Origin of the sequence: Citrobacter sp. XT1-2-2 (genome assembly GCF_023516235.1) — a bacterium.
Lineage (GTDB): Bacteria > Pseudomonadota > Gammaproteobacteria > Enterobacterales > Enterobacteriaceae > Citrobacter > Citrobacter werkmanii.
Genome location: NZ_CP097324.1, coordinates 1,014,437 through 1,034,125 on the forward strand (window position 1 = coordinate 1,014,437; position 19,689 = coordinate 1,034,125).

Here is a 19,689-nt window from a genome sequence, read left to right on the forward strand (position 1 = left end):
GGAGCCACCTTTATGAGTCAGAATACGCTGAAAGTTCATGATTTAAATGAAGATGCGGAATTTGATGAGAACGGAGTAGAGGCTTTTGATGAGAAAGCCTTGAGTGAAGAGGAACCCAGTGATAACGACCTGGCTGAAGAAGAGCTGTTATCGCAGGGGGCCACACAGCGTGTGTTGGACGCGACTCAGCTTTACCTTGGTGAGATTGGTTATTCACCACTGTTAACAGCCGAAGAAGAAGTTTATTTTGCGCGTCGCGCACTGCGTGGAGATGTCGCCTCTCGCCGCCGCATGATTGAAAGTAACCTGCGTCTGGTGGTGAAAATTGCTCGCCGTTATGGCAATCGCGGTCTGGCATTGCTGGACCTGATTGAAGAGGGCAATCTGGGGCTTATCCGTGCCGTCGAGAAGTTTGACCCGGAACGCGGGTTCCGCTTCTCAACATACGCAACGTGGTGGATCCGTCAGACGATCGAACGGGCTATTATGAACCAAACCCGTACGATCCGACTGCCGATTCACATTGTAAAAGAGCTGAACGTCTATCTGCGTACCGCGCGTGAGTTGTCGCATAAACTGGACCACGAACCGAGCGCAGAAGAGATTGCTGAACAACTGGATAAACCGGTTGATGACGTCAGCCGTATGCTCCGACTCAACGAGCGCATTACCTCGGTAGACACCCCGCTGGGTGGCGATTCCGAAAAAGCGTTGCTGGACATCCTGGCCGATGAAAAAGAAAACGGCCCGGAAGACACCACGCAAGACGATGATATGAAACAGAGCATCGTCAAATGGCTGTTCGAACTGAACGCCAAACAGCGTGAAGTGCTGGCACGTCGTTTCGGTCTGCTGGGGTATGAAGCTGCGACACTGGAAGATGTGGGCCGCGAAATCGGTCTTACGCGTGAACGTGTTCGTCAGATTCAGGTTGAAGGCCTGCGTCGTCTGCGCGAAATTCTGCAGACTCAGGGGCTGAATATCGAAGCGCTGTTCCGCGAGTAAGCACAAGTTCCATCAAGAAAGGCCAGTCTCATCGAGACTGGCCTTTTTCTTTAGCGCTACCGCTTATTGGTCGGCACATATTGTCCGATGGCGCTTTGCTTATCGGGCCTACAAAGACATCACCCAAAACCGCCATCCGAACGATTATCCCATCATCTTACGCACCAGTTGAGTAAACTGTTTGCGCTCTTCCTCGCTCAGTCTGCCCAGAAACTCATCATCCACGCGATCTCCTACCGGGGTTGCGCTGGCCAATAATGCTTCTCCTTGCGCAGTCAAATAAACAAACCGCCGACGCTTATCCGCCGGGTCGTGATCCCGCCTGACCAGCCCACGCTTTTCCATCCGGCTCAGCATTTCCGCAAGTGTGGCTTTGGTGCAGACCGCTGCCTCCATCAGGGCGACCTGTTCAATGCCGGGCTGTTCGGCAATGGCGCGCATCACCGCGTACTGCGGTTTGGTTAGCTCTGGTAACTCATGTTGCCAGCGAGCCGTATGCTGCTGAAAAAGCTGACGTAAAAGATGAAATGCTTTATTGCGTAACGGCATGAGAGCTCCGGGATATCGGTCAGTCTCTATCATAGCGGGTTACGCCTCCTTTTTTAACCATCGCTGTTTTAGCTATCCGTGCGCGGTGGCCTTGCCCACAATGAATTGTGGGAGTATTTTAATCAAAACGTTCGTACACGAACAAATTGAGGAATTGAATGAGACTGATCGTAGGAATGACGGGGGCTACCGGCGCACCGCTCGGCGTGTCGCTACTGCAGGCGCTGCGGGAAATGCCGGGTGTGGAAACCCATCTGGTGCTGTCGAAATGGGCAAAAACGACCATTGAGCTGGAAACGCCGTACAGCGTCCGCGATGTATCCACACTGGCAGACTATTGCCACAACCCCGCGGACCAGGCCGCGACCATCTCCTCCGGATCGTTTCGTACTGACGGCATGATCATTATCCCCTGCAGCATGAAAACGCTGGCCGGTATTCGCGCAGGTTACGCGGAAGGGCTGGTGGGGCGCGCCGCAGACGTGGTGCTGAAAGAAGGGCGCAAACTGGTGCTGGTACCGCGTGAAATGCCGCTCAGCACCATCCATCTGGAAAACATGCTCGCGCTTTCCCGCATGGGCGTGGCGATGGTCCCGCCAATGCCCGCGTTTTACAACCATCCGCAAACGGTCGATGACATCACCCAGCACATTGTCGCGCGTGTGCTCGACCAGTTTGGGCTTGAACACCCTAACGCCCGTCGTTGGCAGGGATTACGACAGGCGCAGAATTTTGCACAGGAGAACGAATAATGGCATTTGATGATTTGCGCAGCTTTTTGCAGGCGCTGGACGACCAGGGACAATTGCTGAAAATCAGTGAGGAAGTTAACGCCGAGCCGGATCTGGCGGCGGCGGCCAATGCGACCGGGCGTATTGGTGATGGCGCGCCTGCGCTGTGGTTTGACAATATTCGCGGTTTTACCGATGCCCGCGTGGCGATGAACACCATCGGTTCATGGCAGAATCACGCCATCTCTTTAGGTCTGCCACCAAATACCCCGGTGAAAAAACAAATTGATGAGTTTATCCGTCGCTGGGATAAATTTCCGGTTGCCCCGGAACGTCGTGCGAACCCGGCATGGGCTGAAAATACCGTCGACGGCGAAGACATTAATCTTTTCGACATTCTGCCGCTGTTTCGCCTGAACGATGGCGACGGCGGTTTCTACCTGGATAAAGCCTGCGTGGTGTCGCGCGATCCGCTGGATCGGGACAACTTCGGCAAACAGAACGTCGGCATCTACCGCATGGAAGTGAAGGGCAAACGTAAGCTCGGTCTGCAACCGGTGCCAATGCATGATATCGCGCTGCACCTGCATAAAGCGGAAGAGCGCGGTGAAGATTTGCCGATTGCCATCACGCTGGGTAATGATCCCATCATCACTTTGATGGGCGCCACGCCGCTGAAATACGATCAGTCTGAATACGAGATGGCGGGAGCGCTGCGTGAAAGCCCGTACCCGATCGCTACCGCGCCGCTCACCGGTTTTGACGTGCCGTGGGGCTCTGAAGTGATCCTCGAAGGGGTCATTGAAAGCCGTAAACGCGAAATCGAAGGTCCGTTTGGCGAGTTTACCGGCCACTATTCCGGTGGACGCAATATGACCGTGGTGCGTATCGATAAAGTCTCTTATCGCAGCAAACCGATTTTTGAATCACTCTATCTCGGTATGCCGTGGACCGAAATCGACTACCTGATGGGCCCGGCGACCTGCGTACCGCTTTATCAACAATTGAAAGCCGAATTCCCGGAAGTGCAGGCGGTGAACGCCATGTACACCCACGGACTGCTGGCGATTATTTCCACCAAAAAACGCTACGGCGGCTTTGCCCGCGCGGTGGGACTGCGTGCTATGACCACGCCGCACGGCCTGGGTTACGTGAAGATGGTGATTATGGTTGATGAAGACGTTGACCCGTTCAACCTGCCGCAGGTGATGTGGGCGCTCTCCTCGAAGGTCAATCCGGCGGGCGATCTGGTGCAACTGCCGAATATGTCGGTGCTGGAACTTGATCCCGGTTCCAGTCCGGCGGGGATTACCGACAAGCTCATCATCGATGCCACGACACCGGTTGCACCGGATAACCGAGGTCATTACAGCCAACCGGTATGTGATTTACCGGAAACAAAAGCCTGGGCTGAAAAGCTGACCGCCATGCTGGCCAACCGTAAATAAGGAGTAGCAGATGATTTGTCCACGTTGTGCCGATGAACATATTGAAGTGATGGCGAACTCGCCGGTAAAAGGTGTCTGGACCGTATATCAATGCCAGCATTGTCTGTACACCTGGCGTAATACCGAGCCGCTACGCCGTACCAGCCGCGAGCATTATCCGCAAGCGTTTCGCATGACGCAGAAAGATATCGACGATGCGCCAATGGTGCCAAGTATCCCGCCGCTGCTGGCGGAAGATAAGCGTTAATCAAAAAATGCCGGGTGCGGCGAAACCGTACCCGGCACAACGGCGTTACACCAGACTTTTTAACCGATAGATCCATTCCAGTGCCTGGCGAGGCGTGAGTGAATCCGGGTCGAGATTTTCCAGCGCTTCAACGGCGGGAGATGTTTCTTCCGCAACCGAAAGCAGCGACATCTGTGTACCATCGACCTGGGTTGCGGCAACATTCGGCGCGATGCTTTCCAGTTCGCGCAGTTTTTGCCGCGCACGTTTTATGACCTCTTTCGGCACACCTGCCAGGGCTGCTACCGCCAGGCCATAGCTCTTGCTCGCCGCGCCATCCTGTACGCTGTGCATAAAGGCGATGGTATCGCCATGCTCTAACGCGTCCAGATGTACATTCGCGACGCCTTCCATCTTCTCAGGTAACTGAGTCAGTTCGAAGTAGTGGGTGGCGAACAATGTTAATGCTTTGATTTTATTCGCCAGATTTTCTGCGCACGCCCATGCCAGCGACAGGCCGTCGTAGGTTGAAGTGCCGCGTCCAATCTCATCCATCAGCACCAGGCTGTTTTCGGTAGCATTATGCAGAATGTTGGCGGTTTCGGTCATCTCAACCATGAAGGTGGAACGACCCGAGGCCAGATCATCCGCCGCGCCAACGCGGGTAAATATACGGTCGATAGGCCCTATCTCGACTTTTTGTGCCGGGACATAGCTGCCGATATACGCCAGCAGCGCAATCAATGCGGTCTGGCGCATATAGGTGCTTTTCCCCCCCATGTTCGGCCCGGTGATGATCAGCATCCGGCGCTGTGGGGAAAGGTTGAGCGGGTTGGCGATAAACGGCTCTGTCAGTACCTGCTCCACCACCGGGTGACGGCCCTCGGTAATGCGAATGCCGGGTTTATCGGTGAAGATCGGACAGGTGTAATTCAACGTATAAGCACGTTCTGCGAGGTTGACCAGGACGTCCAGCTCCGCCAGCGCGCTGGCGCTCTGTTGTAAATCAGCCAGATGCGGCAGCAGCATATCGAACAGCTCGTCGTATAGCTGTTTTTCCAGTGCCAGCGCCTTACCTTTGGAAGTCAGAACTTTGTCTTCATACTCTTTCAGTTCTGGAATAATGTAGCGTTCAGCGTTTTTCAACGTCTGGCGACGCACGTAATTAATTGGCGCCAGATGGCTCTGTCCACGACTGATCTGAATGTAGTATCCGTGAACGGCGTTGAATCCGACTTTCAGCGTATCAAGACCCGTGCGTTCGCGCTCGCGGATCTCCAGTCTGTCGAGATAGTCGGTTGCGCCATCGGCCAGCGCTCGCCACTCGTCCAGCTCTTCGTTATAGCCAGACGCGATGACGCCGCCGTCGCGTACCAGCACCGGTGGAGCTTCCACGACGGCGCGTTCCAGCAGTTCACGCAGCTCCGCAAACTCCCCCATTTTCTCACGCAGCATCTGCACCGGGGCGCTGTCTACGTTTTCCAGTTGCGCGCGTAGTTCAGGGAGTTGCTGGAAAGCGTGGCGCATGCGGGCCAGATCGCGCGGGCGCGCGGTACGCAGAGCGAGACGCGCCAGAATGCGTTCCAGATCGCCCACCTGACGCAGCACGGGTTGCAATTCGCTGGTGATATCCTGTAACGCGCCGATGGTTTGTTGGCGTTCAGTGAGGATTTTGGTGTCGCGGACCGGCATATGCAGCCAGCGCTTGAGCATACGGCTGCCCATCGGTGTTACGGTGCAGTCGAGTACCGAAGCCAATGTGTTTTCAACGCCGCCAGCCAGGTTCTGGGTGATCTCCAGATTGCGGCGGGTGGCGGCATCCATAATGATGCTGTCCTGCTGACGCTCCATGGTGATGGAACGAATATGCGGCAGTGAGGTACGCTGGGTATCTTTCACATATTGCAGCAGACAGCCAGCAGCGCATAATCCGCGCGGGGCGTTCTCAACGCCAAAGCCAATCAGGTCTCGTGTGCCAAACTGCAGATTTAACTGCTGACGGGCAGTATCAATTTCAAATTCCCACAGCGGACGACGGCGCAGGCCGCGACGTCCTTCAATCAGTGAGGTTTCTGCAAAATCTTCGGCATACAGCAGTTCAGCCGGGTTAGTTCGCTGCAGTTCAGCGGCCATGGTCTCGCGGTCGGCAGGCTCGCTAACGCGAAAACGCCCGGAGCTGATGTCCAGCGTGGCATAGCCGTAGCCTTTGCTGTCCTGCCAGACGGCGGCCAGCAGGTTGTCCTGGCGCTCCTGTAACAGCGCTTCATCACTGATGGTGCCGGGCGTAACGATGCGCACAACTTTACGCTCCACCGGTCCTTTGCTGGTGGCCGGATCGCCAATCTGTTCGCAAATAGCGACGGATTCCCCTTGATTGACCAGCTTGGCAAGGTAGTTTTCTACCGCATGGTGGGGAATACCCGCCATTGGGATGGGCTCGCCTGCGGATGCGCCGCGCTTAGTCAGGGAGATATCAAGCAGTTGAGACGCGCGTTTCGCATCGTCATAAAACAGTTCATAAAAGTCGCCCATGCGGTAAAACAGCAGTATTTCCGGGTGCTGAGCTTTCAGCTTGAGATACTGCTGCATCATTGGCGTGTGGGCGTCGAGATTATCGATTGTACTCATGGAGTTGTGTCCATATTCTTAAATTTTAATAAGTTAGTGATTTTTATCGTTCTCATTGAGTATCACATTGATCCATTTCATCTCATGGAATCCTACATTTTACTGTGGGTTAACGTGCTGATTTATAAATGCAGGCAGATATGCTACGGCTACACATTGCACAACCTACATTTCATTCCATGACTACGTAGGGAGCATGATAACGGAGTCTTTATGGCAGGAAAACAACAGGGAAGACCACTTTTGTTTAAAGTGATAGAAACGATGAAGTCAGTCTTGCTGCCGCTCGTCTTAAGCTCCAGGAATTAAAACAGTTGCGTCAGGATGGTTGCTGCCCGGCGACTGAACTCAAACAAGAAAACTACGGAGCGCATTGAAGACCATAAAACGGTGGATGGAAAGATCATTCCCGGAGTAAGGAAGAAAAAAAGGACAGGCTGAAGTTCGTCGCACGCTCTATGGTGATGTGGTGAAGAGTTTAGGCACGAGGAATGCCGCTGAGATTACCCGAAAAGATGTTATCAATTTGATTAATGGCGTTGTAGCCAGAGGTGCGACAGTTCAGGCAGGTAATGTGCTGAGAGAACTCTCTCTCGTCTATGAATATGCTATCGGTTTGGGGCGCTTTAGTGACAGTTTCGCTAACCCGGCATTGTTAGCAAAATCCAGCTTACGGCAAACACGAATTAAGCTTACTAGTGGTCGTGGTCCCCGAGTGCTGAGTGAGACTGAGCTGGCTAAATTTCTCAAATGGCTACCGGGTTCAGCCTGCCCTCCTACGATAAAAAATGTCCTGTGTATGACCCTTTGGACGGGGGGCCGTACTGGTGAAGTATGCAATATGACATGGAAGGATGTTGATCTTGAAAAGGGAACGATTCACCTGCGCGAAACTAAAACAGGCGTTGAGCGCTATGTTCAGTTGTCCAAACAGGCTCTTGGCTTTCTAAAGGTTCTGCATCTCAATTCCGATTCCTACCTGTTTCCTTCGTCCCGGACGAAGTTGTCAATACAGCAGAAATACCTCGCCGAAAATGCTTGGCATTTGCGGTAATCAGGACAAATGTTGGATATACCAAGTTGGGTGCCGCACGATTTGCGCCGCACTGTGTGTACAGGGCTATCAAGGCTGCAATGTCCAAATGAAGTTGCTGAGGTTATTTTGGGGCATACAAAGGGGGGGGAGTTGAAGGGATTTACAATCTCTATATATATGATGCAGAGTGCAAGCAATGGTTACAGGTCTGGGCAGACTATTTGGATAGTTTGGTTATCGGTTGATCTGCATAATGTTGGTACTAGCAATCAGGCATATTGTAGCGGTTATGTATCACCTTGTGTACCCAAGTGGTATCTATTTTAAAGGTTGACATTAGATAATCAGAGATACTGCAATATGTCATAGGTCAATAGGCTTAAACTCGGATATGTCGATTGGCTGATAAGTATTTGTTTGGATCAACACCGAGATTGTTTTTAGGGAAATACTACTCTGTGTGGAAGGAAATATAATTTAATACTTCTTTAAAGTAATCACCTAAAATGAAGTATGTTTCAACTAGGAAAAAAACAATAGACAGGGTATTCTAATTCAAATTTCTTGATATAAAGTAAGAGGATGAAATGTCTAAGTTTCTAATGAATATTAATGGTGCTATCCCGGGTTTGATTGGTAATGTAGGAATAGATATTAGTGGGAAAAATCTAATTATCACTGGAGGGAATGGTTGCGGTAAAACTACATTTCTTAATGAAATAAGAAATAAATTGACAACGCTTTTAATTGATAAGAATGTTCAATCTATAGAAAATTTAAAAAGAAATCTTGAACACTGGAAAAATTCAAAAAATAGGGCGCAGAAAGGTTCGAATGAATATTATCAAGCAGTGAGGCAAATTGAATTAGCTGAGGGAAGCTTAAAAAAAATTCAAGATGGTTTACAACTAGAGTTTACTGATAAAAATGAGCTATCAATATTGCTCAATGAAGGTAAAGCTATAATAAATTTCTTTACGGCTATTCGAAAAGCAGAGATTCAACCAGCAACAGGTGCAAATAAGGTTAAACGTGTAGTTAATTCAGACGCGAAAAATCAATCCTTTGGCAATACATTTGAACAGCATTTAGTTAACCTTAAGACTCGACAGTCGTTTGCCAAAACCTTTGATAATGATATGGAACTCTATAAATCTATAGATGCTTGGTTTGATGGGTTAGAAAAGAATATAGCATTTTTAATGGAGGATGATACTTTTGAACTTAAATTTGAACCTGATGATTTTAAATTTTATTTAAATCAAAAAGATAAGAAACCTTATACATTTCAAACATTATCATCTGGCTATTCTGCTATTTTTAATATCATCTCAGAGCTAATAATGAAAACTGAGGCATATAAAATATCGCCGAGCGAGCTTCAAGGTATAGTAATGATAGATGAAATAGATGCTCATCTTCATGTTTCGTTACAGCGAAAAATATTACCATTTCTGACTAAAACATACCCGCTAATTCAATTCATTATAACTACGCACTCACCATTTGTTATTGGTTCATTAGATGATTCTGTTGTGTATGATCTCGGTTCCAAACAGCAATTTAAAGAACTTTCAAATTATTCCTATGAAACAATCATAGAAGGGTTACTTGGTGTACCCGTAGTATCAATTTCCTTAGAAAAAGACATAAAAAGATTATCTATTCTCATTAATGAAAAAAGAATAGATATGGATGCCCTCAGTGAAATTGTGAATAAGTTGCTGCCATATAAAGAGAAACTAGATGATGAGTCTGCTATTTTTTTACTGAAAGGAGCCACAATTCTTAAGAACAATAAGGATTGCGCATAATGTTTCCAGTGACAAAATCGACTATTGTTCCAGAGTCACTTGATAGTGAACGGTCTTATAGAGAAAAAGATGTAATTGAGGCTTTATCACATGATTTTTATAATAAATGTTATATTTGTGAAGTGAAAGATCCTCTTGTCTTAAATGTAGAGCATTTTATACCCCATGAAGGGGACAATGCGAAAAAATTTGATTGGAAAAATTTATTCTTTGCTTGTGGTCGGTGTAACAATATAAAAAGAAATCAATTCGAAAACATTCTTGATTGTACTGATCCACAAGTTGATGTTTTAAGAGCTATAAGACATGTATTTCCTACAACAGCCTATGCAGAGCACGTCAGCATTATACCAATGAATGATGATGTGAAAACGATCGAAACTGCTAAATTAATATCTAAGGTATTCAATGATGATAATACGGGGAATAAAGAACTTACACGAGTCTTTCTTAAGAGAAGGTTAATGAAGCAATATAGAAAGTTTCTGACGTTAATTTTTGACTACGATGATGATGATATCTTACCTGAAGATAAAAATTTAATTTCTAGAAAGATAAAAAATATGTTGCGTGATGAGTATGAGTTTTCAGCATTTCTTCGATGGACTGTGTTAGATGCTCCACAGCTTCATCATTTTATGGACGGTATATTTTAATCTAGTACCTTTGCGAGGAGTTTATGTTCTCCTCGCTGTTATATATTTAATGATTGAGTGTCACAATTTTATTTATTGATTTTATCTATATTTTTAATATATTGTCATGGGTTTATTGCTGGTTTTTTCCCAATAATCCATATATATATTCTAAATAGCTTATATGGACACCTCCCCGATACAAGTACGGGCAGATCTTTTTCTGACGAAGTAGCCACACACATATATCCGGCTTCGTGAGCCCTGATGAACATCCGTACTCTCTGGCCTCATTAGCGCCATGACTTATTACAGTCCAGCTATTTACCAGGTTCACAGAGAGTCGGTTCTACCTGTCAGTACATCAACTCTTTGGACTTATTAAAATCAGTTAGTTACTTAACGATATACTCTGTTTTCTGGTTTATTAGCGCCCACGCTATTCGGGCATTTTTGTTAGCCAGCGCCACTACAGCTTTGTTTACGCCACTTCGGGCAATAATACCTTTCAGCCACCGCTGAAGACCTCCACATCGTTCTTCCGGAAGGTTGATGACCCGGTAAACCACTGAACGGGCGCCATGAATAAGCAGTCCTCGCAGATAACCATCTCCGCGTTTTGTTATCCCGAGTAGTCTGACTTTACCACCACTGCTGTGCTCCTTCGGAACCAGCCCCAGATAGCTGGCAAAATGCCGGCCATTCTGAAAATCAGCACTGTCGCCCAGAGCTACCGTCAGGGCAGAAGCCCCTAATGGCCCGATACCAAGTATGCTTTTCAGTCTGAGTGTATCCTCATTTTGCTGGCTGATCAGCGCAAGACGTAGATCCAGCGCTTTAATCCGCTGCTGATTGTCCTGAAGCTCCTGCAACATCTCATGGAACAGCTCCCGGCTGAGCGTGGTGAGCTCATTTTCTGCATCCTCCAGGTGATCAGGCAGGTGGGCCATAATTTTATGAGCCCCTTCCGGTATGGCGATACCGTATTCCAGACCCAGCCCCCGTATCTGGTTAATCAGCGCGGTTTTGTTTTTCATCAGCCGCTGGCGAACCCGGTGCAGACACTGAATATCCTGCTGTTCAATAGACTTCTCCGGCACATAGCGCATACCCGGGCGACTGTCAGCTTCCACAATTGCAGCTGCATCATTTTTGTCATTTTTACTGCCCATTCTGAAGGGGGCAACATACTGTGGACTGATTTGTTTAACTTCATGTCCGTATTGCCTGAACTGGCGTGACCAGTAATTTGCACTGCCGCACGCTTCCATCACAATACGGGACGGAGGCTGCTGAACAATAAATGCCGTCAATTTTTCACGGGTGATCATTTTATTCGCTTTCTTCTCACCCTGCGCAGATACGATATTCACCTGAAAAACTCGCTTTGCCAGATCAATTCCGATAATTTGTTCCATGGGACACCTCTTCATATTGCTGTTGGTTTGCACTTACAGCATGGCTCACTGAAGTCTTTGTGGGGAGGTGTCCATTTCATTAGCGCGGAATAGTAGATCCCTTTGAGGGAACTAGTATCTTTCCTGATGTGGTGATTAGCTACCATCACACGAAACAGAATGAGCTTCATAGAGGGAATATCAAAGATCAACTTTGTGGCTGAGTTAAGGCCCTCTGTTTCACCTTTCACGCCAGCATAAACATTGAACGGTTACCAAGAGCATTAACTCTGCATGTACAAGTGAAAGGGGCGTGATGGTTACGGTGAAAAGAGATGATTGTGTACTACGTCGGTGTTGATGTCAGTAAGCGCTCTCTCGATGTTTGCCTTCTCGCTGAGGGTAGCAAAGGTAGTCGTAAGACCCGCGAATGTGGTGGGTCTTACGGCACTCATGTGGTTCCCTGCGTCGCTCCACAAGGTCGGACTATATGAATATTTCTGTCGGCCTACAGATGATGTAAAGTCGTGTTGAAACCTTGATATAATGAATACAGATTACAGGTTCGATAGCTGAGGAATCGTGATGAGCAATGACAAGAAAACGCAGGTGTATTACGTTAAACCGTCTCGCGCCGACATCGTTCGCTCGGTAGCAACGTCAACCGCCGTTGAGACGGGGCAGTCCTCTGAGAAGATCGAAGCATCGCTTGAAGCGACGCGCAAAAAGTTCGCCCATCTTCGCCTTGCTGTTTAATCTCGTCTCAACGCAGCACCAACCCAATAGCACATTGGGCCGTAGTCCATTGACATACCCCGAAATGTATTCGGCTTTATTTTGCTCCCAGCTTTGATAATCCAGCGGCATGTATCCTCCCTGAACCGCCATCACATCAGCTAAAAGCCGTGATAAACGCCCATTGCCTTCCCGGAACGGAAGGATGAGTATCAGCTCTACATGGGTTACAGCAATAGCCTCTATGAGCTGTTCTTCGCTCATGTTGGTACATGGCTATAGTTTTTATAATCTGATGGAAAATTATCGTTAATAATCAACATTAACAGACCAATGCATCCCGCTCCGGGGCGACTCAGACGATGACAATGTATTCTGGGGAGGGGGATTTACTGGTAGCACTCATCATTATAGTGAATCAGTTGTGGATTTTATTTTTTCAATGGCGGTAATGTTCTCTGACATTGCTTCATTGAGTACTTTAACGGCAGTTGTTGCATCGCGATTCTTTATGGACATATACACCTTTATATGGGCTTCAACGCTTTCAAGCGTAATTCCCAGCGCGCGATTAAGCTCTTCAAGGTAGTAGTAATAGATGTCTTTAATGGAATTCATCACATTATAAAACACGCTATTGTGGGAGGCTTTGACAATAGCCAGATGAAAGTCGTAATCCGCCTCAGAGTACTTTTTATAATCGCCTTTGTTAATCAACATATTGTTGAGAGCTTGTTCCAAGCAGTGAATATCATCATCTGTTGCATGAGTTACGGCTAACTCGACACACTTAAATTCAACCGTCTGGCGAAAAATCATCATATCGTGAAACTCTTCACGGCTAAGATGCATGATAGGACGGGGATCGTTACTCAGCATCTTTGGTGTGAAGTTATCGCTGACATAACTGCCGCTTCCCTGGCGAGTTACAACAATACCTAAATCACGAAAGCGCTGTACTGCGCTGCGAACACTGACCCGGCTGACGTTGAATGATGCGGTAAGTTCAGCTTCCGACGGGAGACGACTACCGGGGGGCCAACTGCCGTCCAGCAATTTACTGCTTATCTGATCATAAATTTCATTTACAACATTCTGTTTTTGAATGGATTTTATGCTCAAGTTTAGTGTCCGTCCTGATCCCTGAATTGGTCCATAGTATAGCAACTCATACATAAGAAAAAAGCGCCTCTGACGGCGCTTTTCCTGTTAATCGAAACGAATAAGTACCTTTGCTGAGATATTTTTGTCAGTGGCAGTAATAAGCGCCTCTTCTATTTTTTCTGGGGCGTATTCTGCGCTAATCAGAGGACGGGGATCGACTCGTCCATCTTCCAGCCAACGTACTGCCGTTACAAACTCATCGATGAAGCGGAACGAACCCACCCAGCGAATTTCTTTCACCAACATGGCTGATACCGGCCAGTTAACGGGACTGGGTCCCATCCCCACCTGTACAATAACACCAGAAGGTCGAGTGAAATCAACCGTTGAAGAGATAGCAGCGGGTGAGCCAGAGGCTTCAAAAACCACATCGAAATAGCCTTTGTGTTTTTGATAATGGGCAACCTGATTCTCATCACGCGGATCCATTACGTTTGTTGCGCCCATTTTTTGTGCCAGTTCTAGGCAGCGAGGGCTCAAATCGGAAACTACGGCTTCAGAAGCGCCTGCGCTTTTGGCGGCAGCCAGGATCAGGCATCCGATAGGTCCTGCGCCAATAATTAATACTTTTTTCCCTGTTAGTTGACCTGCCATTTTAATGGCGTGAATAGAGACGGCTAAGGGTTCAGAGAAAGCCATTACCGACGCAGAAATTTCTTTCTTATAGGGTATGCATTGTTCCGGCTTGACGGAAACGTATTCGGAGAAGCCGCCGTTAACATGAGGATTAAACTGGGCACTGCCCATAAAACGCATATTACCGCAGAGGTTTTGATGGCCTGATAGGCACATCTCACATTGATTGCACGGACTGGATGGGTTTATCGCAACAGTTTGGCCCGGTTTCAGCCCACAACCATCCTGTGCTTTTTTTACAATTCCAACAAACTCATGACCAATAACCATCGGATTTTTAAGGATAGACATGCCGGCACGCCCATGTTGATAGTAATGGATATCGGAACCGCAAATACCACCACAAGCCACCTTTACTAGCACCTGATTTTCATTATGCTCAATTTCGCGGGATTCAAATCGAATATCTTTTTCTGCATGAACCAGACAGGCTTTACAAATTATCTTTTCAGAACTCATACTTACCTCATTATTTGTTAGCAGTAACGGGTGTTGTTTCTTTCGTGGAAATGTTTTTTTCATCGGGAACGATGACATCTATTTTACCAACCAGAAACATATAAGCTAATAAGCCTAGGGCTGCGACACCTGCGATATACCACATGGCATACTGGAAATTATGTGTTTCCTGAAGAATAATACCAATAACGATGGGGCTGATAATACCAGACAGGTTTCCACATATATTCAAAAAGCCGCCCATGGTACCAAGGAAATTACGTGGAATAACATCGCTCCAGACTACCCATCCTAAATTTGAAAAAGCATTAGCAAAAAAGGCAATAGACAGTATCACAATAGCTATTACTGGCTGATTTTCGAAGAAATTAACAATACCAATAATCATGGTGACACAGAGTCCAACCATCACAGGTAACTTGCGTGCAAACGTCCTTGATTTACCTTTTTTCAATAAGAGATCGCTTAATGTTCCACCGCAAAGTACGCCAAACATTGCCATAATATAAGGCAGCATCGCGCCGATCCCAGCTTTAGAAATGGAAAGATGCAGACCTTGTTCCAGATAAACAATAAACCATGTCAAAAAGAAGTAGAGTGTTGATGAGCAGGCAAACTGAGTGATAAATAATCCCCAAATAGTTTTCTTACCCAGGAAAAATTTGATGTCATGCCAGCTAATTTTTTTGCTTACAGCCGCTTGGTTCACCGAGCCATATCCCCCGCCTGCCTTAATATATTCAAGCTCTGCCTGATTGACGGACTTACTATGCTGGGGATCGCGATAATAGATTAGCCAATATATACCAAATAAAATGCCTGCTGCGCCAGATAAATAAAATGACATCTCCCACCCATAGGTAGCGACGATGAAGGAGAGCGCAGGTGTTAACAGGGCTAATCCAATGTATTGAGCGCTGGAGTATATTGCAGTGGCGCGTGCACGTTCATGGTCAGGGAACCATGTTGCAATAATTTTTGTATTTGATGGAAACGATGGAGCTTCTGCTACTCCGATCAATGCGCGACAAACTAAGAGCATTGCAAAAGAGGCTGTTGAGGTAGCAAATAAATGATGTGAAGAAAACCCCATCATAAAAGTGAAAACACTCCACAGAATGATAGCTCCACCATATAAAACACGTGACCCGATACGGTCTAAAACATAGCCTACCGGAATCTGACTTGCAGCATAGGCCCATGTAAACATTGAGAAAAGCAAACCAAGCTGTGTTGGAGTTAGATTGAAATCATTTTGTATATTCGAACCCGCGACGGCAAGATTTGCCCGATCCATATAATTTATGGCAGTAACAACAAATAATAAGGAAAGAATAAATAGTCGAGATCTCGAAGCTTTCATAATAAGGCCCGTATTTTATCGGAATATCTTCTTTGCTGAAAAAGATATCCCGTGATTTTAAAGGCAAAATGTAGGGTGATTGTTTTTATAAAACAGCCAGCCATCCACCATCGACGTAAATAATTTGCCCGTTGATATAATCAGATGCTTTTGATGACAGGAAAACTGCAGTACCAATTAATTCTTGCGGATGTCCCCATCGCTGAGACGGATTGCTATTTTTCACCCAGCTATCAAACTTCTCATCTTCAATTAGCGCGGTATTCATATCCGTCAGAATATAACCCGGACCGATCGCGTTGGTCTGAATGTTAAATTGTGCCCATTCCGCCGCCATCGAGCAGGTAAGCATTTTGATCCCGCCTTTGGCTGCTGTGTAAGGCGCTACGGTAGGCCTGGCTGCCTGACTGGTTAATGAGCCAATGTTAATTATTTTTCCTCCGCTCTGGCGTGAAATCATCCGTTTTGCGGCAGCGCGGGAGACCAGAAATGCGCTGGTCAGGTTGGTATCAATTACTTTTTGCCAGTGTTCCAGTTCCAGTTCAACCATCGGCTTACGGTACTGAATTCCCGCGTTGTTGATCACAATATCAACCTGGATATTCTGTGCATCCAGCGTATTGAACGCTTTTTCAATGGCCTCTTCGTCCGTAACGTCAAAGGCCAGACCGTGTGCGCAATAGCCTTGTGCCGTCAGCGTTTTGACAGAATCCTCTAGCAGAGCTTCGCGGATATCATTCAGGATCACCGTCGCGCCTGCTGCGGCAAGTCCCTGAGCGTAAGAAAATCCTAACCCGCGAGCAGATCCGGTAACCATTGCGGTTTTCCCCTGAAGATTAAATAAATCGCTCATGTAGCTTTCCTCGTAGATAAATATGTATGACGACTGATGTATTGTTAGGGTGGGTTTATAACAACTTAAAATCAATTCTTGGTATATGAAATTGCAATGCGGATCACAAACAAGTTTCGAATTCATTATTTCGTTTGTTTTATATCATTGATATTTAATGATTTTGTTTTTGTTGGCATGATCGAGATCACAAAATGAAGTATCGCCATCACAGATACAAAAGCATCGTGATATAACAACGTAAATTTGTAGGACAACTTACAACATTGAGGCGTGGCAGACGATGCAGTTCGCTGAACATTAATTGACTTGATGAGGAAGCTAAAGTGAGTAACCTGAAGATTACGAATGTGAAAACGATTTTGACGGCCCCTGGAGGTATCGACCTGGCGGTTGTAAAAATCGAGACTAATGAGCCGGGGTTGTACGGATTAGGGTGCGCGACATTTACACAGCGTATTGCTGCGGTCAAAAGTGCGATAGATGAATTTATGGCGCCATTCCTGATTGGCAAAGATCCGCGTCGTATTGAGGATATCTGGCAGTCCGGAGCCGTCAGCGGTTACTGGCGTAATGGCCCCATCATGAACAATGCCTTATCGGGCGTTGATATGGCGCTGTGGGATATCAAAGGCAAACTTGCGGGAATGCCTGTTTATGAGTTGCTGGGAGGCAAGTGCCGCGATGGTATTCCTTTATACTGCCATACCGATGGCGGCGATGAAGTGGAAGTGGAAGACAACATTCGTGCCCGGATGGAGGAGGGGTATCAGTATGTGCGCTGTCAGATGGGAATGTATGGCGGAGCGGGAACGGATGATTTAAAACTTATCGCAACTCAGCTTGCTCGAGCAAAAAACATTCAACCCAAACGTTCGCCCCGAACGAAAACGGCTGGCATCTATTTTGACCCTGATGCCTACGCAAGAAGTGTTCCACGGCTGTTTGAACATTTACGCAATAAACTGGGATTTGGGATCGAATTTATTCATGACGTACATGAGCGGGTAACGCCAGTTACTGCGGTTAATCTGGCTAAAACGCTAGAACCATTTCAGCTCTTTTATCTTGAAGATCCGGTGGCGCCAGAAAATATCGGCTGGCTGAAAATGTTGCGCCAGCAATCCTCCACGCCTATCTCTATGGGGGAGTTGTTCGTTAACGTTAACGAATGGAAACCTCTTATCGACAACAAACTTATTGATTACATTCGCTGCCATGTCAGTACTATTGGTGGAATTACGCCTGCGAAGAAATTGGCGGTATATAGTGAGCTAAATGGTATTCGTACGGCATGGCATGGACCGGGTGATATTTCTCCCGTTGGCGTCTGCGCAAACATGCACCTGGATATGAGTTCACCCAACTTTGGCATTCAGGAATATACGCCGATGAATGACGCGTTGCGCGACGTCTTTCCTGGCTGCCCGGAGATTGATCGGGGCTATGCATACCTGAATGATAAGCCCGGTCTCGGCATCGATATTAACGAAGCGGAAGCGGCGAAATACCCCAGTGAAGGGGGGATTCCGTCCTGGACGATGGCGCGGACTCCTGATGGCACGGCCTCCAGACCATAATTCGCGTACAGAGGCCGTAGGATAGCGTGGTGTCTACGGCCATCTTACCGGAGAGGGGGAACGATAAACCTGGCCACTGACATTCCCCCGTAGGTTTGGCCGCCAGAACGCTTACTTATTATTCATTTTGCGGCAACGCATAATTCTGGCAGTACAGGTAGGGGATCCCTTCTTTGGTAATCAGATACGTCTTGCTATTTAGCGCAAAATAATCGACGTTGGATACGCTGGTATTGGTCAGGAAAAAGTCGGGGAGCAGTTCCTGAATAAGGCTGGCGGGGGCCGTTTCGCGATTGGATATTTGTATTTTCTGTGAAATCCAGACCGGACTTGAGCCGTAGCTGGATTGTGTAAACAGGACCATGCGTTGCACAGTTTGCTCATTATTTCTGGCATCTTTGATGATACCATCAACATTCACAATGCCTTTACTCCCGCCGATTTTAATATCAATAATCCCACGAAATGAGCTTGTATTACGTACTATTTCGATGGCTGAACGACAGGTCAGATTATGAAGTTCACCTGTGTTTTTACTGAACCGATAGACGGCAGTAACCATGAGCGCAGCAAAACAGATCAGCAGGATTACACCTGTCCGGATGCGGGACGTTCGGGGATATAAATTCATTAGCTATCATACCGGGGGTAATAAACCGACTGACAGGCGTTGTCTTGCCTGGCTTTCATCGGTGAGCGACATACAAGCACGGACAATTTCTTTGACTCAGGATAGGTCGTAATATAAATGAATTTATTGCTCTGACACAATCCCGGATTGTTGTTGATAAACGCCGTATGCCGGGAGAAATTACTGGCATCATTGTTAAAGTAATACTGACAGTCAGTGGGCGTTTTGCTGGCCGTGATATAGTTGGAAAAATAATCATCGCTGGCCTGCCATGGGTATAATATAAGCGCGCAAATTATAAGCGTCAGCGTCGCCATGATTATTTCTGCGGTGGTGAACAAAGATTGACGCGGTGTCCCAGGTAACAGATCTTCTATAACGGTATCCGGGGCCACGGACTCTTCACCTGAAGAAGAGATCCCCTCTGGCGTCTCAATCGTCTGAATGTCAAACGATTCCTGGATAATCAACCCCTTGCGAGGGATGGTTGTGATTAGCGGTTGCTCCAGATCAAGCTGTAGCAAACTTTTACGCAGGGAGAGAATGCTTTGATAAAAGGCATTGAAACTAACCTGACGATGGTTTTTACCCCAGCCGAACTCCAGCAGTTCGTTTTGTGAAACCACCTGGCCGCGATGCTGAATAAGTAATAAAAGACATAATGACGCTGAGTGTTTGAGTTTTATCTGCTGATTGGGTTGAGCTACTCGCGCCAGACATTGTGTGGCTGGCGTAAATATTATTTTATTTTCAATCAGATAACTGACATTGCCAGTCTCAGACATAGTAGTCTCTACTC

At 47.2% G+C, this 19,689-nt stretch carries 17 protein-coding genes and 1 pseudogene; 8 read left to right on the forward strand and 10 right to left on the reverse strand.

All coding sequences use genetic code 11. The annotated features are described in order from the left end of the window. Positions 1-12: 12 nt before the first annotated feature. Positions 13-1,005 carry an RNA polymerase sigma factor RpoS gene (rpoS, locus tag M4I31_RS04900; protein ID WP_000081498.1) on the forward strand — a complete coding sequence of 331 codons (993 nt, stop codon included), beginning with the start codon at positions 13-15 and terminating at the stop codon, positions 1,003-1,005. A gap of 144 nt (positions 1,006-1,149) precedes the next feature. Here the strand turns inward: rpoS and M4I31_RS04905 are convergent, their stop codons facing one another. Then, complete coding sequence (locus tag M4I31_RS04905; protein ID WP_038633140.1) at positions 1,150-1,554, reverse strand: MarR family winged helix-turn-helix transcriptional regulator; 405 nt, start codon at positions 1,552-1,554, stop codon at positions 1,150-1,152. A gap of 158 nt (positions 1,555-1,712) precedes the next feature. Between M4I31_RS04905 and M4I31_RS04910 the strand changes: the two genes are divergently transcribed. The 3 genes from M4I31_RS04910 to M4I31_RS04920 are packed head-to-tail and all read left to right on the forward strand — an operon-like array spanning position 1,713 to position 3,980. Beyond that, on the forward strand, positions 1,713-2,306 hold the full coding sequence (locus M4I31_RS04910) for a non-oxidative hydroxyarylic acid decarboxylases subunit B (protein WP_085048826.1): 594 nt from the start codon (positions 1,713-1,715) through the stop codon (positions 2,304-2,306). Then, positions 2,306-3,733, forward strand: a complete 1,428-nt coding sequence (locus tag M4I31_RS04915; protein WP_038633134.1) for a non-oxidative hydroxyarylic acid decarboxylases subunit C — start codon at positions 2,306-2,308, stop codon at positions 3,731-3,733. The genes M4I31_RS04910 and M4I31_RS04915 overlap by 1 nt, the downstream gene beginning before the upstream one ends. 10 nt (positions 3,734-3,743) lie before the next feature. After that, entirely contained in the window at positions 3,744-3,980 is a 237-nt protein-coding gene (locus M4I31_RS04920; RefSeq protein WP_038633131.1) for a non-oxidative hydroxyarylic acid decarboxylases subunit D, read from the forward strand. A 45-nt stretch (positions 3,981-4,025) separates the two neighbouring features. Here the strand turns inward: M4I31_RS04920 and mutS are convergent, their stop codons facing one another. Further along, the gene (mutS, locus tag M4I31_RS04925) at positions 4,026-6,587 is read right to left on the reverse strand and encodes a DNA mismatch repair protein MutS (RefSeq protein WP_038633127.1); all 2,562 of its coding nucleotides are present in this window, start codon (positions 6,585-6,587) and stop codon (positions 4,026-4,028) included. A gap of 469 nt (positions 6,588-7,056) precedes the next feature. Here mutS and M4I31_RS24080 point away from each other — a divergent pair, with 469 nt between their 5' ends. From M4I31_RS24080 to M4I31_RS04940, 3 genes are all read left to right on the forward strand, one after another. Then, on the forward strand, positions 7,057-7,641 hold the full coding sequence (locus M4I31_RS24080; RefSeq protein WP_320204144.1) for a site-specific integrase: 585 nt from the start codon (positions 7,057-7,059) through the stop codon (positions 7,639-7,641). 569 nt (positions 7,642-8,210) lie between these two features. Beyond that, positions 8,211-9,437 carry an AAA family ATPase gene (locus M4I31_RS04935; RefSeq protein ID WP_085048827.1) on the forward strand — a complete coding sequence of 409 codons (1,227 nt, stop codon included), beginning with the start codon at positions 8,211-8,213 and terminating at the stop codon, positions 9,435-9,437. Next, the gene (locus M4I31_RS04940) at positions 9,437-10,093 is read left to right on the forward strand and encodes an HNH endonuclease (protein ID WP_085048828.1); all 657 of its coding nucleotides are present in this window, start codon (positions 9,437-9,439) and stop codon (positions 10,091-10,093) included. The genes M4I31_RS04935 and M4I31_RS04940 overlap by 1 nt, the downstream gene beginning before the upstream one ends. Before the next feature lie 374 nt (positions 10,094-10,467). Here the strand turns inward: M4I31_RS04940 and M4I31_RS04945 are convergent, their stop codons facing one another. From M4I31_RS04945 to M4I31_RS04970, 6 genes and pseudogenes are all read right to left on the reverse strand, one after another. After that, complete coding sequence (locus M4I31_RS04945) at positions 10,468-11,490, reverse strand: IS110 family transposase (RefSeq protein ID WP_085048829.1); 1,023 nt, start codon at positions 11,488-11,490, stop codon at positions 10,468-10,470. Between the two features lie 731 nt (positions 11,491-12,221). After that, positions 12,222-12,480 (reverse strand): annotated as a pseudogene (locus M4I31_RS04950) (Fic family protein); the annotation flags it as partial. Positions 12,481-12,612: 132 nt separating this feature from the next. Further along, the gene (locus M4I31_RS04955) at positions 12,613-13,326 is read right to left on the reverse strand and encodes a FadR/GntR family transcriptional regulator (RefSeq protein ID WP_085048830.1); all 714 of its coding nucleotides are present in this window, start codon (positions 13,324-13,326) and stop codon (positions 12,613-12,615) included. A gap of 87 nt (positions 13,327-13,413) precedes the next feature. Next, positions 13,414-14,463 carry an L-idonate 5-dehydrogenase gene (idnD, locus tag M4I31_RS04960; RefSeq protein ID WP_085048831.1) on the reverse strand — a complete coding sequence of 350 codons (1,050 nt, stop codon included), beginning with the start codon at positions 14,461-14,463 and terminating at the stop codon, positions 13,414-13,416. A 10-nt stretch (positions 14,464-14,473) separates the two neighbouring features. After that, positions 14,474-15,826 (reverse strand): MFS transporter, encoded by a 1,353-nt coding sequence (locus M4I31_RS04965; RefSeq protein WP_085048832.1) that lies wholly within the window; start codon positions 15,824-15,826, stop codon positions 14,474-14,476. Positions 15,827-15,911: 85 nt separating this feature from the next. Further along, positions 15,912-16,679 (reverse strand): SDR family oxidoreductase, encoded by a 768-nt coding sequence (locus M4I31_RS04970; RefSeq protein ID WP_085048833.1) that lies wholly within the window; start codon positions 16,677-16,679, stop codon positions 15,912-15,914. 326 nt (positions 16,680-17,005) lie between these two features. On the opposite strand from M4I31_RS04970, the gene M4I31_RS04975 reads away from it, so the two are divergent. After that, positions 17,006-18,259 carry an enolase C-terminal domain-like protein gene (locus M4I31_RS04975; protein WP_085048834.1) on the forward strand — a complete coding sequence of 418 codons (1,254 nt, stop codon included), beginning with the start codon at positions 17,006-17,008 and terminating at the stop codon, positions 18,257-18,259. Between the two features lie 118 nt (positions 18,260-18,377). Here the strand turns inward: M4I31_RS04975 and M4I31_RS04980 are convergent, their stop codons facing one another. Together M4I31_RS04980 and M4I31_RS04985 are read right to left on the reverse strand one after the other, a co-directional pair. After that, entirely contained in the window at positions 18,378-18,680 is a 303-nt protein-coding gene (locus tag M4I31_RS04980; RefSeq protein WP_250856860.1) for a hypothetical protein, read from the reverse strand. A gap of 209 nt (positions 18,681-18,889) precedes the next feature. Then, on the reverse strand, positions 18,890-19,675 hold the full coding sequence (locus tag M4I31_RS04985) for a winged helix-turn-helix domain-containing protein (protein WP_085048836.1): 786 nt from the start codon (positions 19,673-19,675) through the stop codon (positions 18,890-18,892). Positions 19,676-19,689: the final 14 nt, after the last annotated feature.

Excerpts from the sequence above, each read along its gene's own strand:
- rpoS (WP_000081498.1), top strand. The coding sequence starts at position 13 with ATGAGTCAGAATACGCTGAAAGTTCATGATTTAAATGAAGATGCGGAA.
- M4I31_RS04905 (WP_038633140.1), bottom strand. The coding sequence starts at position 1,554 with ATGCCGTTACGCAATAAAGCATTTCATCTTTTACGTCAGCTTTTTCAG.
- M4I31_RS04910 (WP_085048826.1), top strand. The coding sequence starts at position 1,713 with ATGAGACTGATCGTAGGAATGACGGGGGCTACCGGCGCACCGCTCGGC.
- M4I31_RS04915 (WP_038633134.1), top strand. The coding sequence starts at position 2,306 with ATGGCATTTGATGATTTGCGCAGCTTTTTGCAGGCGCTGGACGACCAG.
- M4I31_RS04920 (WP_038633131.1), top strand. The coding sequence starts at position 3,744 with ATGATTTGTCCACGTTGTGCCGATGAACATATTGAAGTGATGGCGAAC.
- mutS (WP_038633127.1), bottom strand. The coding sequence starts at position 6,587 with ATGAGTACAATCGATAATCTCGACGCCCACACGCCAATGATGCAGCAG.
- M4I31_RS04935 (WP_085048827.1), top strand. The coding sequence starts at position 8,211 with ATGTCTAAGTTTCTAATGAATATTAATGGTGCTATCCCGGGTTTGATT.
- M4I31_RS04940 (WP_085048828.1), top strand. The coding sequence starts at position 9,437 with ATGTTTCCAGTGACAAAATCGACTATTGTTCCAGAGTCACTTGATAGT.
- M4I31_RS04945 (WP_085048829.1), bottom strand. The coding sequence starts at position 11,490 with ATGGAACAAATTATCGGAATTGATCTGGCAAAGCGAGTTTTTCAGGTG.
- idnD (WP_085048831.1), bottom strand. The coding sequence starts at position 14,463 with ATGAGTTCTGAAAAGATAATTTGTAAAGCCTGTCTGGTTCATGCAGAA.
- M4I31_RS04965 (WP_085048832.1), bottom strand. The coding sequence starts at position 15,826 with ATGAAAGCTTCGAGATCTCGACTATTTATTCTTTCCTTATTATTTGTT.
- M4I31_RS04970 (WP_085048833.1), bottom strand. The coding sequence starts at position 16,679 with ATGAGCGATTTATTTAATCTTCAGGGGAAAACCGCAATGGTTACCGGA.
- M4I31_RS04985 (WP_085048836.1), bottom strand. The coding sequence starts at position 19,675 with ATGTCTGAGACTGGCAATGTCAGTTATCTGATTGAAAATAAAATAATA.